General features: G+C 60.8%; 14 protein-coding genes. All 14 read left to right on the top strand.

From position 1 onward, the window contains the following. Positions 1-396 precede the first annotated feature (396 nt). The 14 genes from ACOY6C_RS05135 (at position 397) to ACOY6C_RS05200 (ending at position 16603) form a co-directional block, all read left to right on the top strand. Positions 397-852 (top strand): hypothetical protein, encoded by a 456-nt coding sequence (locus ACOY6C_RS05135; RefSeq protein ID WP_420904422.1) that lies wholly within the window; start codon positions 397-399, stop codon positions 850-852. Between the two features lie 534 nt (positions 853-1386). Then, a complete protein-coding gene (locus ACOY6C_RS05140) occupies positions 1387-2079 on the top strand; it encodes a 4Fe-4S dicluster domain-containing protein (protein ID WP_420906083.1) in 693 nt (230 codons plus the stop codon). An 8-nt stretch (positions 2080-2087) separates the two neighbouring features. After that, entirely contained in the window at positions 2088-3752 is a 1665-nt protein-coding gene (locus tag ACOY6C_RS05145; protein ID WP_420904423.1) for an FAD-binding protein, read from the top strand. A gap of 59 nt (positions 3753-3811) precedes the next feature. Then, on the top strand, positions 3812-4972 hold the full coding sequence (gene sucC, locus ACOY6C_RS05150; protein WP_420904424.1) for an ADP-forming succinate--CoA ligase subunit beta: 1161 nt from the start codon (positions 3812-3814) through the stop codon (positions 4970-4972). Between the two features lie 12 nt (positions 4973-4984). Beyond that, the gene (sucD, locus tag ACOY6C_RS05155) at positions 4985-5857 is read left to right on the top strand and encodes a succinate--CoA ligase subunit alpha (RefSeq protein WP_420904425.1); all 873 of its coding nucleotides are present in this window, start codon (positions 4985-4987) and stop codon (positions 5855-5857) included. A 71-nt stretch (positions 5858-5928) separates the two neighbouring features. After that, positions 5929-7644 (top strand): 2-oxoacid:acceptor oxidoreductase subunit alpha, encoded by a 1716-nt coding sequence (locus tag ACOY6C_RS05160; RefSeq protein WP_420904426.1) that lies wholly within the window; start codon positions 5929-5931, stop codon positions 7642-7644. Next, positions 7644-8522 carry a 2-oxoacid:ferredoxin oxidoreductase subunit beta gene (locus ACOY6C_RS05165; protein ID WP_420904427.1) on the top strand — a complete coding sequence of 293 codons (879 nt, stop codon included), beginning with the start codon at positions 7644-7646 and terminating at the stop codon, positions 8520-8522. Before ACOY6C_RS05160 ends, ACOY6C_RS05165 begins: the two co-directional genes overlap by 1 nt. Positions 8523-8711: 189 nt before the next feature. Then, positions 8712-9350 carry a pentapeptide repeat-containing protein gene (locus tag ACOY6C_RS05170; protein ID WP_420904428.1) on the top strand — a complete coding sequence of 213 codons (639 nt, stop codon included), beginning with the start codon at positions 8712-8714 and terminating at the stop codon, positions 9348-9350. 30 nt (positions 9351-9380) lie between these two features. After that, positions 9381-9653, top strand: coding sequence for a succinate dehydrogenase assembly factor 2 (locus tag ACOY6C_RS05175; RefSeq protein ID WP_420904429.1), 273 nt, complete (start codon positions 9381-9383; stop codon positions 9651-9653). Between the two features lie 186 nt (positions 9654-9839). Further along, positions 9840-10481 (top strand): adenylate kinase, encoded by a 642-nt coding sequence (locus tag ACOY6C_RS05180; protein WP_420904430.1) that lies wholly within the window; start codon positions 9840-9842, stop codon positions 10479-10481. 193 nt (positions 10482-10674) lie between these two features. Next, positions 10675-12696 (top strand): sodium-translocating pyrophosphatase, encoded by a 2022-nt coding sequence (locus ACOY6C_RS05185; RefSeq protein WP_420906084.1) that lies wholly within the window; start codon positions 10675-10677, stop codon positions 12694-12696. Positions 12697-13110: 414 nt separating this feature from the next. Next, entirely contained in the window at positions 13111-15333 is a 2223-nt protein-coding gene (locus ACOY6C_RS05190; protein WP_420904431.1) for an NADP-dependent isocitrate dehydrogenase, read from the top strand. Between the two features lie 198 nt (positions 15334-15531). Further along, on the top strand, positions 15532-15993 hold the full coding sequence (locus ACOY6C_RS05195; RefSeq protein WP_420904432.1) for a bacteriohemerythrin: 462 nt from the start codon (positions 15532-15534) through the stop codon (positions 15991-15993). A 346-nt stretch (positions 15994-16339) separates the two neighbouring features. Then, positions 16340-16603: a hypothetical protein gene (locus ACOY6C_RS05200; protein ID WP_420904433.1), complete on the top strand. Its 264-nt coding sequence runs from the start codon at positions 16340-16342 to the stop codon at positions 16601-16603. Positions 16604-16645 lie beyond the last annotated feature (42 nt).

A 16645-nucleotide genomic window follows, 5' to 3' on the forward strand; every position in this document is an offset into this window, starting at 1 on the left:
AGCCTGTTTTTCTTGCAATTCTTCTTGTGAACCAATTCGTTGTCCCATGCAATCACCCGAGACTGCCGGATCTGGTATAAAAAGTTGGCAGTGTGATCGGAAAAGATCTTGATCATTGGGCTGATTGGCCCTATTTTACGCAGACATTTCAGATCATTTCTAAAAATGTGGCGCCTGCGCTTTTGTTATGGTGGTTGGGTTGACCTCGTTCGGTTGGTTGTCCGGATGTGTGTCAGGGAGCGGAATGGATTGATGGGGCCGGGTGTGTGGGTTCCATAAGGTTGATTGTTTGGAATCTTATTGACGACAGTTCACTTTCAGACGTTTGTGAACCAATCGATAATCGTTTTGCAAGGATTCAGGAAAGCAGTGTGAACCGGATACCGCACTGAAGGTTTGTATGCCGAACGGGTCTGGAAAACAGCCGGTTCGGGTGAATTCCGGATCGTTTATCGTCGTGAAATCAACAAAGAAATTGAGGAGAAAGTCATGAAACGCTTATTTACTGCTGGGGCCCTGGCATGCGGTTTGATGTTTTCCGGGAACCTTCTGGCCGAGTCGCGGCAGGATTTCGATCTGACCAATCAGACAGGCTATACGATCAAGGAGGTCTATGTCGGTCCGAGTAAATCCGATGATTGGGGTGACAACATCCTGGATGGCACCATGCCCGACGGTTCCACCCTGCATATGCGCTTCAGCCGCCCTTCTGGCCCGTGCAAATGGGATCTGAAGGTGATGTATGAAGATGGCGAAGATGCGGTTTGGTACAATGTGGATCTGTGCTCGATCTCCCACATCACCATTCATTGGAACAAGCAGACCGATGAGACCTCGGCCACTGCCGAGTGACGGGAGTCGATGGATCGCGCATCCCGATGGGATGCATGACCCGGTGAGCATGTGTCGGACGGTGTGAATTTTCGGGGGTTGGGATGTAGATCTCAACCCCCGATTCGTGTCCGGATCGGTACGTTACCGGTGATCGCGTAACTGGCACGGTGGGAGAATCCCCTCACCCCCCACCGTGTACCTCCCTTGCGGGAGTTCCACGGTAACCTGGCATGATGGGGGGAGAACCCCCTCACCCCCCACCGTGTACCTCCCTTGCGGGAGTTCCACGGTAACCTGGCATGATGGGGGGAGAACCCCCTCACCCCCCACCGTGTACCTCCCTTGCGGGAGTTCCACGGTAAAAAATTCCGCGTGACCTTGATCCTCGTGCCGGATCATGGCATTCTTTTGGCGTTTGGTCGGATATAAATGAATTATGGACGATTAATCGGGTTTATGGAATAAAGCCGACCTCGAACAGGTCATGGCGGATCATTGAAGAATACGCTGCAAACATCGTCCACGGTCGCGATCCGTTACGACGAAACATGGTTGCAAGTCCCGTCCGGCAAGACCATTCTCTCCGCTCTCGAAGCGGTGGGAATCGGTCCGGTACGCGGAGTTGGATGTCGGGGGGGCGTCTGCGGGGCTTGCGCGGTTCTTTTTCGGGTGCCATCCCAGACGCACGCCATGTCTGCGGGCCTGATGTGCCAGCAGACGGTACTCGATGGCATGGAAATTCTCCCCTTGCCGCACGTCCCGGTCAAAAAACAACCGCACCGTCTGGAACTCCCAGAGGATGAGACCCCGGCGCATCACGTCCTGCGGCTCTACCCGGAAGTCAACCACTGCGTCATGTGCGGTGAGTGTGTGCGCATGTGTCCCATGGACCTCGATGTCATGGGCTATGTGGGCATGATCAAGCGGGGGGATCTTAAATCCGCAGCGCGGGAGTCGTTCACCTGCATTCAGTGCCAGTTGTGCGTGATCCGCTGTCCGGCGAGCATCTCTCAGCCGAATGCGGCCCTGGCCGCGCGACGCTGGCTGGGCGCCCATCAGGAGCCCCGCGCCGAGCATCTGACCCGCATGGTCGAAAAGGTCGATTCCGGTCGTTTCACCGCGATCTTTCGCTGGATGCGGCGTATGGATCCCATGGAGTTCCAGGCGCTCTATCTGCGTCGGGAGCGCGAACCGGACGAATCCCCTCCGGGCACCTGGTTGCCCGAGGACCGGACGTTGTTATAAGAGCCGCCATGTCCATCGCTCATCTGCAACCGTTTCCCGAGTCGTTGCGCGAGTCGATCCGCATGGTGCAGCGGACCCGCGACCAGCGTTTGGACCGTCGCCGCATGGGCGAGGGGATCGAACAACTCTCCCTGTCCGACCGGAGGGCGCTGCTGCGGGAGTTTCATCCCGACCATCGCGAGGAGGGGTTCGGTATTCTCTCGGTGGGGCCGTCGAAGGGGAGTTCGGTCCCCCTGGAGATTCTGTCGCTGCTCGAGGCGCGCCCCCGTCCGGTGGTGAAACGGTTGCTGGACGAGACGGCAGAGCATCCCCTGGCGGTGGACATGACCACCGACGTGCTGGTGATCGGGGGCGGCGGCGCGGGCGTGGCGGCGGCCATCGTGGCTGCGGAGGCGGGCGCCCGGGTGCTGATGGCCAGCAAACTGCGCCTGGGCGACTCCAACACCGTGATGGCCGAAGGCGGCATGCAGGTGGCGGATCACGAGTGCGACTCGCCGGCGCAACATTTTCTGGATGTGATGGGTGGCGGGCATTTCAGCAGCGATCCGGACCTGGTGGAGGCGCTGGTCTCCGAGGGACCGACGGTGCTGCGCTGGTTGGAAGAGTTGGGCATGCTCTTCGACAAGTACCCCACCGGACGGATGAAGGTGCGACACGGCGGCGGCACCTCGCGCAAGCGGCTGCACGCGGCTGGGGATGTCACCGGCCTGGAGATGATGCGGGTTCTGAAGGATCGTCTGGAGTGTCTCAAAGGGGTCACGGTGTTGCCGTTCGCGCCGGCGGTGGAGCTTCTGACCGACGACAACGGACGGGCCGCCGGCGCGGTGCTCGAACAGTTGCCGAGCGGACGCCCGCTGGTGGTGACCGCCAAGGCGGTGATCCTGGCGACCGGTGGCATGGGGCGGCTGCACCTGAGCGGCTTCCCGACCTCCAACCACCACGGCGCCACGGCGGATGGTCTGGTGTTGGCCTATCGGGCCGGGGTGCCGTTGCGCGATCTGCGCAGCAGTCAGTACCACCCCACCGGGGTGGCCTTTCCGGAGAAGTTGGCCGGACTGCTCCTGACCGAGAAGTTTCGCGGTCTGGGGGCGCAACTCCTGAACCGGCATGGGGATGAGTTCGTCTTCAGCCTGGAGCCTCGCGATGTCACCTCGGCGGCCATCATTCGCGAGTGTTCGGAGTTCGGGAACGGGGTGAACATCCCGGGCGGCGGGGTCGGGGTGTGGCTGGATATCCCGATGATCGACCTGATCCACGGACGCGGCACCATCGAGAAGGAGTTTCCCGGACGCTTCAAGGAGTATCTGCGCATGGGCTTGGATATCCGCCAGGTGCCGTTGCTGGCCTATCCAACCCTGCACTATCAGAACGGGGGCGTGGTGATCTGGCCGAACGGTGGCACCGATATGCCGGGGTTGTTCGCGGCGGGGGAGGTGACCGGGGGGGTGCATGGCCGCAATCGCCTGATGGGCAACGCCTTGTTGGAGATCCTGGTCTTCGGAAGGCGCGCCGGGATCTCTGCCGCGACCTTCGCGGCGGGGGTGAAGGAGCCCACTGAACCGGGATTGGGCCATCTGGAGGCGTTTCTGGAACAGTTGGAGGCGGTCGGAAAACAATCGGGCGGAACCGCGCCGCGCTTGTTGCCGGCTTACGGGAGGGTGACTCCCATCTAGGGACTGCGTGAGGCAGGGCGTGTGGACATTGACCGTTGGAGCGAAACAGGTGAGAGACTATGAATATTCATGAATATCAAGCAAAAAAGATCTTGGCCGGTTTCGGGGTGAAAGTCCCGCGGGGTCATGTGGCCTTCACTCCGGACGAGGCCGTGGCCGGTGCGAAGGCGTTGGGTTCCGCCGTGTTCGTGGTCAAGGCGCAGATCCATGCCGGTGGCCGTGGCAAGGGCGGTGGCGTGAAGGTGGTCAAGAGCGTGGAGGAGGTGCGCGAGGAGGCCCGGCGCATGCTCGGCATGACGCTGGTCACCAAGCAGACCGGTCCGGCGGGCAAGGAGGTGAAGCGGATCTATGTGGAGGAGGGGTGCAACATCGCCCGTGAGCTTTATCTCGGCATGGTGATCGATCGCGCCACCGGGCGCGTGACCATGATGGCCTCGACCGAGGGCGGCATGGAGATCGAAGAGGTGGCGGCCCGCACGCCGGAGAAGATCCTGAAGGAGGCCGTCGATCCGGCGGTCGGTTTCCAGGCGTATCAGGCGCGCAATCTGGCTTTCGGGCTGGGTCTGGCGGGTCCGCAGGTGAACAAGGGTGTGCAGTTCATGACCGCCCTCTACAACGCCTTCGTCGCCACCGACGCCTCCCTGGCCGAGATCAATCCTCTGGTGGTCACCGGGGACGGGGACGTGATGGCGCTGGATGCCAAGATGAACTTCGACGGCAACGCGCTCTATCGTCATCCGGATATCCGCGAACTGCGCGATCTGGACGAGGAGAATCCCCTCGAGGTCGAAGCCTCGCGGCATGAACTCAACTACATCAGCCTGGAAGGCACCATCGGCTGCATGGTCAACGGCGCCGGTCTGGCCATGGCCACCATGGACATCATCAAGCTCAAGGGGGCCGCGCCGGCCAACTTCCTGGATGTGGGCGGCGGCGCCACCACCGAGTCGGTGACCGCGGCCCTGCAACTGATTCTCTCCGATTCCAGCGTCAAGGGTGTGTTGATCAACATCTTTGGCGGCATCATGCGGTGCGACGTGATCGCCGATGGCGTGGTGGCCGCTGCGCGCAAGGTCGATGTCAAAGTGCCGTTGGTGGTGCGCCTCGCCGGCACCAACGTGGATCTGGGCAAGGAGATCTTGAAAAAGTCGGGTTTGGCGATCATTCCCGCGGATGACTTGGACGATGCCGCCACCAAGGTGGTGGCGGCCATTCAATAAGGAGGGTTTTCGATGAGCATTCTGGTTGACAAGAACACCCGTGTGATCTGTCAGGGTTTCACCGGGGCCAACGGAACCTTCCATTCCGAACAGGCGATCGCCTACGGCACCCAACTGGTCGGCGGCGTGACGCCGGGCAAGGGGGGCACGCGCCATCTGGATCGACCGGTGTTCAACACCGTGGCCGAGGCCGTGCGCGAGACCGGCGCGGATGCATCGGTGATTTTCGTGCCGCCGCCCTTCGCGGCGGATGCCATCATGGAGGCCGCGGACGCCGGCTTGAAGCTGGTGGTCTGCATCACCGAGGGGATCCCGGTGCTCGACATGGTGAAGGTGAAGCGGTTTCTGTCCGGTGGCGTCACCCGTCTGGTGGGGCCGAACTGTCCGGGCGTGATCACGCCGGGCGCCTGCAAGATCGGCATCATGCCGGGTCACATCCACAAGGTGGGCAACGTCGGCGTGGTGTCGCGTTCCGGCACCCTGACCTACGAGGCGGTGGCGCAGACCACGGCGGTCGGGCTGGGTCAGAGCACCTGCGTGGGCCTGGGCGGCGATCCGATCAACGGTACCAATTTCATCGACTGTCTGTCGATGTTCCAGGACGATCCGCAGACCGAGGCGGTGATCATGATCGGTGAGATCGGCGGGACCGCCGAGGAGGAGGCCGCGGCCTGGATCAAGGCGCACATGACCAAGCCGGTCACCGCCTTCATCGCCGGCGCCACCGCGCCCAAGGGCAAGCGCATGGGGCATGCCGGCGCGATCATCTCCGGTGGCAAGGGGACCGCCGCTGAAAAGTTCGAAGCATTGGAAATGGCGGGTGTTCACATCGCCCGTTCACCCGCCGAAATGGGTGTCGTCGTCAAGCAGTCGATGAGGGGGTAGTTTGATTCAAGTGCCGTTCCGGCTCGGGAGCGTCGGAACGGCCATACTTCAAGCAAGGAGAGGAACGCTCGATGTCCAAAGCAAATGACCTGATCATCCGGGTCGCCGGAGAGGGAGGCGAGGGTATCGTCTCCACCGGTGACTTCGTGGCCGCGGCCTGCGCGCGGGCGGGGTTGGAGGTCTACACCTTCAAGACCTTCCCGGCGGAGATCAAGGGGGGGTACGCCATGTACCAGGTTCGGGTCAGCTCCGAACGGGTGTACAATCAGGGCGACACCTTCGATGTTTTCTGCGCGTTCAACGGCGAAGCCTATGAACTCAACAAGCATCTCCTGACACCGGGAACCGCTTTCGTGTACGACTATCCGGGCGGCGACTTCGAGCCGGAGATTCCGGAAGGGGTGATCGGCTATCCGGTGCCGATGTCTCAGGCGGCCAAGGATCTGGGCTCGTACCGTTCCAAGAACATGGTGGCCATGGGCGCGCTGTCGGTCCTCTTCAACATCAACGAGGAGACCCTGCGGCAGGTTCTGACCAACAAATTCAAGAAGAAGGGCGAAGAGATCCTCGGCTTCAATCTCAAGGCTTTCGAAAAGGGCAAGGAGCTGGGCGCCGCGATCCAGAAGGTGGACAACTGGCGCGTGGCCGATGCCGTGGATCCCAAGGATGTGATCATCATCTCCGGCAACGACGCGGTGGGCATGGGCGCGATTCTGGGCGGACTGGAGTTCTACTCCGCCTATCCGATCACGCCGGCCACCGAGATCGCCAAGTTCGTGGCCACCCACATCCCGAAGTTGACCGGCACCCTGGTTCAGGCCGAGGACGAGATCGCCTCGATCGCCCAGGTGTTGGGCGCCTCGTATGCGGGTCGCAAGTCGATGACCGCCACCTCGGGTCCGGGCCTGTCGCTGATGAGCGAATTGTTGGGCATGGCTTCGATGGGCGAGATCCCCACGCTGGTGGTGGACGTGCAGCGCGGCGGTCCCTCCACGGGTCTGCCGACCAAGCACGAGCAGTCGGACCTGTTCCTGGCCATCCACGGCACCCACGGCGATGCGCCGCGCGTGGTGTTGTCGGTGGAGGACGTGAAGGATTGCGTGGACATGACCGTCGATGCGCTGAATCTGGCCGAGGAGTTCCAGTGCCCGGTGATTCTGCTCTCCGATGGCTCGCTGGCCTTCTCCACCCAGACGATCCCGGCTCCCAAGCCGGAGAGCTACACCATCGTCACCCGCAAGCGTTGGGATGGCGAGGGGAAGTATCAGCGTTATGTCATGACCGATGACCTGGTGTCGCCGATGGCCGATCCCGGCACGCCGGGTGGCGAGCACATCGCCACCGGTCTGGAGCACGGCCCGAGTGGCTCTCCGTCCTGGTCGGCGGACAACCACGAAGCGATGCATCGCAAGCGGTTCGGCAAGATCCAGGGTCTGGCCGAGAACTACAAGCCGGTCGAGATCGACGGCGACGGCGACGCGGATGTGGGCATCATCACCTGGGGCAGCACCATCGGCGTGGCCCGCGAGGCGATCGCCCGTCTGCGCGCCGACGGCTACAAGGTCAAGGGGTTCTATCCCAAGCTGATGTGGCCGATGCCGGTGGCCCAGTACGAAGCCTTCGCCAAAACCTGCAAGAAGATCCTCGTGCCCGAGGTGAACTTCCAGGGTCAGTTGTCCCATTTCATCCGCGCGGAGACGTCCATCCGCCCCATTCCCTACACCGTCTGCGGGGGACTGCCGTTCAATCCCGCGATGATCGTGAATAAAGTGAAGGAGGTGCTGTAATGTCCATCGCCGCGTTGCACAAAAAGGAAATGGCGCCGAAGGATTACAAGTCGGACGTGAATGTGGTGTGGTGTCCGGGCTGTGGCCATCATGGCATTTTGAACGGGATCATGCGCGCCCTCTCCGAGTTGGGCGTGGATCCGACCAATCTGGTGAACGTTTCGGGCATCGGCTGCTCGTCGCGTACCCCGTACTTCATGCAGTCCTACAAGATGCACACCCTGCATGGTCGCGCCGGACCGGTGGCCACGGGCGTGCAGCTGGCCCGTCCGGAGTTGCTGGTGTGCATCACCGGCGGTGACGGCGACGGCTTCGCCATCGGTGGCGGTCACATGCCGCACATGGCGCGCCGCAACGTCAACATGACCTACATCCTGTTCGACAACGGCATCTACGGTTTGACCAAGGGTCAGTATTCGCCCACCTCGCGCCGCGAGTTGAAGGCCTACACCACCCCGTATGGCGGTCCGGACGATCCGATGAATCCGCTTTTGTACATGCTCACCTATGGGGCCACGTATGTCGCCCAGGCCTTTGCCGGCAAGCCCAAGGTGTGCGCGGATCTGATCAAGGGGGCGCTGGAGCACAAGGGCTTCTCCTATGTGAACCTCTACTCCCAGTGCGTCACCTACAACCGCATCGACACGATCCAGTACTATCGCGACCTGATGAAGGAGATCCCCGAGGGGCACGATGTCACCGATCTGGGTGCGGCCATGGATATCGCCCGCGGCGATGGCGAGGGCCACCGTCCGATGGGGTTGTTGTACAAGGTGGAACGCGAAACCCTGGACGAGCGTCTGTCCGCCATCGTCAAGATGGTGAACGGCACGCCGGATTATGATCGGAACAAGATCGTCAATCTGTACCGTCCGTGAGGTGATGTCGTCGGGTTGTTGAGTGCCGGTCCGGGGGTGGTGATCGCCCCCGGACCGAATCATCGGAGGATCTCGCGATTTTCGTGGTGTTTTGTTTGCCAGATACCATGGACGGTGTGTGGAACCTGTGTTAAAGTGTCTGTAGTACAGGGTCAATCAACTTGATATTTTTAATATTAACGAATTCGCATGCAACGTTTCGTCACCAAAACCGCCTTGATGGAAGCCTTCGGTCACGCCGACGGCTCCTTGCGTGACGCGGACCTCTCCTTCATCCACATCTCGGGCGTCGATCTGTCCGGCATGAACCTTTCCGGGGTGAATCTCTCCGGCGGGGTGTTGAGCGATGTCAATCTGGATGGCTGCGATCTGACCGGCGCCCATGTGGTGGAGTCGCAATTCTCCCGCGTCACCATGCGTGCAGCCCGCATGTCTCACGCCCTGTTCCAGAGGGTGGAGATGGATCAATGCTCCCTGGAGGGGGCGGATGCCACGGAGGCGTCGTTTTTTTTGAGCGCCATGCCGCGGGTCGATTTTCGCAACGCGGTTCTGGTCAAGGCGCAGATGCTCCAGACCAATCTGGACCAAGCCGATTTCACCGGCGCGAACCTCTCCCAAGCCCAGATGCGCGAATCTTCGCTCGATGCGACCCGTTTCATCTCGTGCGATCTGCGGGGGGTGGATTTTCGCAAGGCCAATTTCCATCACGCCGAGTATCATCACGTCTGCACCGACGATGCGTTGTACTACGGCAAACCGCCCTGGGGGGGCGAGACGATTCCCGGTCGGGACTGGGTGCGGGATCTTCCGGTCTTCGACGGAGAGTAGCGGGATCTGGGACCAAGGGATCCGATGGGCATGGATGGCGATGTGAATCTCGTTGCGGCACGGCGGCGGCTGGTCTTTCTGGCCGGGCGGCGGTCGATGGCCGAGATGGAGCGCATTCTGGAGCGCTTTCTGGAGCGTGAACTCGCCGGACTGGATGACCGGGCTTGTGCCGGGTTTCTGGAGTTGCTCGAGGAGTCGGATGCGGATCTGCTGGATTGGATGGGCGGCATCAAGCCGATACCCGAGCGGATCGACCGGAGCTTGATGGCGCGTCTGGGTGCGCATGCCCGCGAGCATTCGTGAGATGACGCGTCGGGCTGGTGGAAAAATTGGCGAAAAAATCATTTTAGGGTATGACAACCACGCCAGGATGGTTTAGTATCGAAACAATTTGTTGATTTTACAATTGATTGAAATCAATATCGTTTATCGTCGTTTGTTCGACTCGTTTCAGCCACGTATTGTTCATTGTATCCAAAGGAGTTTCGCATGAATCTGATCTTCATGGGCCCTCCTGGTGCCGGCAAGGGCACTCAGGCGCGGCGCATCGCGGAAAAGTATGGCATTCCGCAACTGTCCACCGGTGACATGCTGCGCGCGGCGGTCAAGGCCGGCACCCCGGTCGGTCTTCAGGCCAAGGCGGCCATGGAGAGCGGCGGTCTGGTGACCGACGCGATCGTGGTCGGCATCATCGGGGATCGCATCGGCGAGGCGGATTGCGCCAACGGTTTCATTCTGGACGGGTTTCCGCGCACCGTCGGCCAGGCCGAGGCGCTGGACACCATGTTGACCGAGCGGGGGCTGAAGATCGATCAGGTGATCGACATCACCGCCGCCGACGAGGCGCTGGTCTCCCGCATCACCGGACGCCGCACCTGCGGCAAGTGCGGCGAGGGGTATCACATCGAGCACAAGGCTCCGGCGGTCGAAAACGTTTGCGACAAGTGCGGCGGCGCCCTGGTCACCCGCGCGGACGACACCGAGGAGACGGTGCGCAACCGTCTGACCGTCTATCATGCCCAGACCGCGCCGGTGCTGAATTTCTATCGCGGCAAGGGAGAGATCAAGGTCGTGGACGGCATGCAGGATATGAACGTCGTGTTCGATGCCCTGTGCGCCATCATCGGCTGACAGAGCCAAGTCGCGCGTGCGGTTGGACCGAATCCGGCCAACGGCGCGCGAACCCACCGTGCATCTCCCCCGCGGGATGGAAAGGTGGGGCGAGAGGGGTTGGAACCCTTCTTTCTGACACGTAACACAACCCGCGCGAGCGGGAATGAAAACTCATTTTTCGGATAAGGGGTTTGAGGCTATGGAAATATCGATGGGGGCGTTGTTCTTTTCGATACTGTGCGGAATAGGCGCAGTAGCATACGGGTGGAAGACCCGTGAATGGATTTTGGCCCTGCCCACCGGAACGGACCGGATGCGTGAGATCGCCGGAGCCGTGGAGGAGGGTGCGCGTGCCTACATGAAGCGTCAGTACACCACGATCGGTTATGTGGGCGGCGTGCTGTTCATGTTGATGGCCATGTTCCTGGATGTCGCCACGGCGCTTGGTTTTGTGGTGGGCGCGGTGCTTTCCGGTCTGTCCGGCTTCATCGGCATGGGCATTTCGGTCAAGGCCAACGTGCGCACCGCCGAGGCGGCCAAGAACGGTCTGGATGCCGCCCTGCAGGTGGCTTTCCGCGGTGGCGCCATCACCGGCATGCTGGTGGTGGGTCTGGGTCTGTTGGGTGTCGCGATCTTCTTCTGGCTGCTGTTGAAGCTCGCCGGCGGAACCACCATGGCGATGGTTCTCAAGCCGTTGGTGGGCGTGGCCTTCGGTGGCTCGCTGATCTCCATCTTCGCCCGTCTGGGTGGCGGCATCTTCACCAAGGGCGCGGATGTGGGCGCGGACCTGGTGGGCAAGGTGGAAGCCGGCATCCCCGAGGATGACCCGCGCAACCCGGCGGTGATCGCCGACAACGTGGGCGACAACGTGGGCGACTGCGCCGGAATGGCCGCCGACCTGTTCGAGACCTATGTCGTGACCGTGGTGGCCACCATGCTGCTGGGCGCCCTGGTCATGCCGAAGTTCGGCAATGCCGTGCTCTATCCGCTGGTTCTGGGCGGCGTCTCGATCATCGCCTCCATCGTGGGTGTCTATTTCGTCAAATATCTTCCGGGCAAGAAGATCATGACCGCGCTCTATCGTGGTCTGATCGTCTCCGGCATCATCGCCGCGGTCACCTTCCTGCCGATCACCATGTGGATCATGGGCAAGAACGGCATGTACAGCGTCGGCGCGCTCTACGGCGCGGCCATGATCGGCTTGGCCCTGACCGCCGCCATGGTGATGATCACCGAATATTACACCGCCACCGAGTTCCAACCGGTGCGCGACATCGCCAAGGCCTCCGAGACCGGCCACGGCACCAACGTCATCGCCGGTCTGGGCGTCTCCATGAAGGCGACCGCCGCCCCGGTGCTCGCGGTGTGTGTCAGCATCGTCGCCGCCCATGACCTGGCCGGTCTTTACGGCATCGCCGTGGCCGCCACCTCCATGCTCTCCATGAGCGGCATCATCGTTGCCCTCGACGCCTATGGCCCGATCACCGACAACGCCGGCGGCATCGCCGAGATGGCCGAACTGCCCTCCGAGATCCGTGATATCACCGATCCGTTGGATGCGGTCGGCAACACCACCAAGGCCGTCACCAAGGGGTATGCCATCGGTTCCGCTGGTCTGGCCGCCCTGGTGCTCTTCGCCGACTACACCCACGAACTCGACAAGGTCGTGCAGGGGATCACCTTCAACCTGTCGGATCACATGGTCATCGTCGGTCTGTTCCTCGGTGGCATGATGCCGTATCTCTTCGCCGCCATGGGCATGGAGGCCGTGGGTCGCGCGGCGGGCGCCGTCGTGATCGAAGTGCGTCGTCAGTTCCGCGAAATTCCGGGCATCATGGAAGGGACCGGCAAGCCGGACTACTCCAAGGCCGTGGACATGCTGACCAAGGCGGCGATCGCCGAGATGATCGTCCCGTCGCTCCTGCCGGTTCTCGTGCCGGTGCTGGTCGGCTTCCTGCTCGGGCCGCAGGCCCTGGGCGGCGTGCTCATGGGTACCATCATCACCGGTATCTTCGTGGCCATCTCCATGACCACCGGTGGTGGCGCCTGGGACAACGCCAAGAAGTACATCGAGATGGGCAACTTCGGTGGCAAGGGTTCCGACGCCCACAAGGCGTCGGTCACCGGTGACACGGTGGGCGACCCCTACAAGGATACCGCCGGTCCGGCGGTCAACCCGATGATCAAGATCACCAACATCGTGGCTTTGCTGATCGTGGCCCTGATCGTCTAATTGTCGTGAATCCCCCCTGGAATCTCCTCGCGGAGGTTCCAGGGGCCGTGCATGATGGGGGAAGCCCCCCGGACCGTGGATCTTTCCCTGACGGGAGGTTACGGCAATCGATGGGGGCCAACCCTGTTCTGGTTGAATCCGACGCGGACTTTTCGAGTTTGCGTCGGCTGGGAGAGAGGGGGCTCCTCCCTGGCATGAAAAACCTTCCTTCCCAAGCGGCGCGCGGTTTTTTGGAGATGGAGATCCAGAGTATACCGGCGCCATCCGAGATTCCCTCCGGAGTCGCCCTCCGGTGGTTCCAAGCGGCAGGAGATGCACTCCGTTTCGGGGTCGTCGCCCTCACGCGGATTCAAGTCCATTTTCTGGTCGATCCCATCGTTACAGCAGATTCACAGAGTCAAGGAGCTACAATCGATGTCACAACCGGATATCATTTACACCAAGGTCGATGAAGCGCCGGAATTGGCCAGCGGCTCGTTCCTGCCGATTCTCCAGAGCTTCACCCGCGCCGCCGGCATCACCATCGGCACCAAGGATATCTCCCTGGCCGGACGCATCATCGCCAGTTTCCCGGAAAATCTCACCGAAGCCCAAAGACAACCCGATGATCTGGCCGAATTGGGTGAACTGGTCAAGACCCCGGAAGCCAACGTCATCAAGCTCCCGAACGTCAGCGCCTCGGTGCCGCAGCTCAAGGCGGCCATCAAGGAGTTGCAATCCCAGGGTTACGCCATTCCGGACTATCCCGAGGATCCCCAGAGCGACGCGGAGCGCGAGGCCAAGGTCCGTTACGACAAGATCAAGGGGAGCGCCGTCAACCCGGTGCTGCGCGAGGGCAACTCCGACCGTCGCGCCCCGCTTTCGGTCAAGGCCTATGCCCAGAAAAATCCCCACAAGATGGGGGCCTGGAGCCCGGACTCCAAGACCCATGTCGCCTCCATGACAGGCGGTGATTTTTTTGGCAACGAGAAGTCCCTGACCGTCTCCGCCGCTTCGGCGGGGAACGCCCGCATCGAGTTCGTCGGCGCCGACGGCTCGGTGACGGTGATGAAGGATAAGGTTCCCCTCAAGACCGATGACGTGATCGACGGCACCTTCATGAGCGTCCAGGCGTTGCGCGCGTTCCTCAAGGAGCAGATCGCGGAGGCCAAACAACAGGGTGTGCTCTTTTCGTTGCACATGAAGGCCACGATGATGAAGGTGTCGGATCCGATCATCTTCGGTCACGCGGTGACGGTCTTCTTCGAGGAGGTGTTCACCAGGCACGCGGCGTTGATCGCCAAGCTCGGCGTGGATCCCAACAACGGCTTCGGCGACCTGCTCGCCAAGATCGCCACCCTGCCGGATGCCGAGCGTCAGGCGATCGAGGCGGACATCCAGGCCTGTTTCGCCAACGGACCGGCTCTTTACATGGTCGATTCGGATCGCGGCATCACCAACCTGCACGTTCCCAGCGACATCATCGTCGATGCCTCCATGCCCGCCATGATCCGCAACGGCGGCAAGGGTTGGGGGCCGGATGGCAAGGCCAATGACACCAAGGCGGTGATTCCGGATCGTTGTTACGCCGGGGTGTACGACGCCACGATCAACTTCTGCAAGAAGCATGGCGCCTTCAATCCGTCCACCATGGGCAGCGTGCCGAACGTCGGCCTGATGGCCCAGAAGGCCGAGGAGTACGGATCCCACAACACCACCTTCAAGGCTCCCGCCGATGGCGTGATGAAGGTGATCGACGCGGCGGGAACCGTGTTGATGGAGCATGCGGTGCAGGCCGGGGACATCTGGCGCATGTGTCAGGCCACGGACGCCGCGATTCGCGACTGGGTGAAGCTGGCGGTGACCCGTGCCCGTCTTTCCGGCTGGCCGGCGGTGTTCTGGCTTGACGCGGCCCGTCCCCACGATGCCCAGTTGATCGCCAAGGCCGAGGTCTATCTCAAGGATCACGACACCACCGGGTTGGATCTGCGCATCCTGCCGCCGGTGGATGCGGCCATCTTCTCCTTGCAGCGCATGAAGGATGGTGAGAACACCATTTCCGTGACCGGCAACGTGTTGCGTGATTATCTGACCGATCTGTTCCCGATTCTGGAACTGGGCACCAGCGCCAAGATGCTCTCCATCGTCCCGTTGATGCAGGGGGGGGGGCTGTTCGAGACCGGTGCCGGCGGTTCGGCTCCCAAGCATGTGCAGCAGTTTCTGGAAGAGGGACATCTGCGTTGGGATTCGCTGGGCGAATTTTCCGCGTTCGGGGCTTCGCTCGAGCATCTGGGACACACCCGTGGCAACTCCAAGTCCTTGGTTCTGGCCAAGACCCTGGATCATGCCATTGGCAGTCTGCTCGACAACAACATGTCGCCCGGTCGTGCCGTGGGTGAGGTGGACAACAAGGCCAGCCACTACTACATCGCCAAGCACTGGGCCCGTGCCCTGGCCGATCAGGACGAAGATGCCGAGTTGAAGGCTCACTTCGCTCCGATCGCCGCCGCGCTCGAGCAGAATGACGCCACGATCTCCGAGGAGTTGAAGATCGGAGTGGGATCTCCCATCGACGTGGGTGGGTATTACCATACCGATCCGGTCAAGGTGGCCAAGGCGCAACGTCCGAGCGCCACCCTGAACGCCATCATCGGTTAAGGGATGGTTTGAGATCGAATCTGGCCGCTATCCGGGCTGTCGTGGCCCGGAAAGAAAGGCTAGGCATGGATCTGAATGATTGCAATTCGGGCCATGAATCCGTATTCTATGGGTTCATGGCCCTTTTGTTTCGTGGAACGCCCATCATCGAAGAGCACGGTCGGGGCCCAACCTTTTTATTTTGTCGAGGCGCGCTTGATGGAAAACCGACTCAGTTTCATGCCCGCGCAATACCGTCTGGGCTGTTCGTCGATCGATACCCAGCACGAACTGATTTTCGCCATCTATCATGAGTTGTTGCGTTCGTTGGATCAGGGGGAGGATGGGTATGATTTGGCCACGGTGTTTTTGTGTTTGAACGGCTACACCGCGACCCATTTCAAACACGAGGAGATTTTCATGCGCTCCACCGGTTTTCCGGGCATGGAGGATCATCTGCACGAGCATCGCTCGCTTTTCAAACAGGTCGGATTGTTTCGGGAGCGGTTCGCCAACGCCGATTCGGCCCAGGCCGAGCGGGCCATTGCCCGGGAAGTGGCTTCATTTCTGCTGACCTGGCTGGAGCATCACATCGCCGAGGTGGATCGGGAGTTGTGTGCCTATCTTTTGCTCTATGCGCAGGAATTTCCGGAGCATTTTGATTCAACTCATTCTTTGTAATCCATTGAGATTATTTCATCCTTGATGATGGTCTTTTTGTAAATAACTCGATATTAACAGACGATCGTTTATTCTTTTGATCATTAACTTCCTGCTTTGCAAGAATATTGTACTTATTTAATCTGCTTGCAATTTTCAGAAATCTACAGGATAATTCATCCCATCCATTGGCTGGTGGTGGGTTTGTCACAGTCGTCCCTCCCTTGATCCGGTTGGTCTTTTGTTTGTTCACGATGTCGTCTTTCAAATGCCGTGGAACGTTGCTCAAAAGTCCCGTGGATTGTCTTGAGGAGATTTTTTCTCTTCTTGGCAATCTGGTTATCGATTCCAGTGTGGAGCTTATCGTATGAGTATTTCCGAGATCTATTGTGATACTTTCGGCAATATTGTCGTCACCGGCAATATCGTGCGCATCGAGTTGGCCACACTCGATCCGTCCCAATCCGATGCCAACAATTCGAAGATGGAGACCCGTTCGCGCCTGATCATGCCGTTGGACGGTTTTTTGCGTTCGTTCGGAATGAGCAAGCAGGTGGTGGATAAATTGACCGAGGCCGGCGTCCTGCGTCGCAACCCGGCGGTGGAGGGGGGTGCCGCTCCGACGCGTTGATCGGGCGTGCGGGGTCTGGTTGTCTGTTGAATTGTCCGTGGG

The sequence above is a fragment of the Candidatus Magnetaquiglobus chichijimensis genome (assembly GCF_045865675.1).
Lineage (GTDB): Bacteria > Pseudomonadota > Magnetococcia > Magnetococcales > Magnetaquicoccaceae > Magnetaquiglobus > Magnetaquiglobus chichijimensis.

Coding starts and splice junctions, on each gene's coding strand:
- ACOY6C_RS05195 (WP_420904432.1), top strand. CDS start 15,532: ATGGAAAACCGACTCAGTTTCATGCCCGCGCAATACCGTCTGGGCTGT.
- ACOY6C_RS05200 (WP_420904433.1), top strand. CDS start 16,340: ATGAGTATTTCCGAGATCTATTGTGATACTTTCGGCAATATTGTCGTC.
- ACOY6C_RS05160 (WP_420904426.1), top strand. CDS start 5,929: ATGTCCAAAGCAAATGACCTGATCATCCGGGTCGCCGGAGAGGGAGGC.
- ACOY6C_RS05145 (WP_420904423.1), top strand. CDS start 2,088: ATGTCCATCGCTCATCTGCAACCGTTTCCCGAGTCGTTGCGCGAGTCG.
- ACOY6C_RS05165 (WP_420904427.1), top strand. CDS start 7,644: ATGTCCATCGCCGCGTTGCACAAAAAGGAAATGGCGCCGAAGGATTAC.
- sucD (WP_420904425.1), top strand. CDS start 4,985: ATGAGCATTCTGGTTGACAAGAACACCCGTGTGATCTGTCAGGGTTTC.
- ACOY6C_RS05185 (WP_420906084.1), top strand. CDS start 10,675: ATGGGGGCGTTGTTCTTTTCGATACTGTGCGGAATAGGCGCAGTAGCA.
- sucC (WP_420904424.1), top strand. CDS start 3,812: ATGAATATTCATGAATATCAAGCAAAAAAGATCTTGGCCGGTTTCGGG.
- ACOY6C_RS05180 (WP_420904430.1), top strand. CDS start 9,840: ATGAATCTGATCTTCATGGGCCCTCCTGGTGCCGGCAAGGGCACTCAG.
- ACOY6C_RS05175 (WP_420904429.1), top strand. CDS start 9,381: ATGGATGGCGATGTGAATCTCGTTGCGGCACGGCGGCGGCTGGTCTTT.
- ACOY6C_RS05170 (WP_420904428.1), top strand. CDS start 8,712: ATGCAACGTTTCGTCACCAAAACCGCCTTGATGGAAGCCTTCGGTCAC.
- ACOY6C_RS05190 (WP_420904431.1), top strand. CDS start 13,111: ATGTCACAACCGGATATCATTTACACCAAGGTCGATGAAGCGCCGGAA.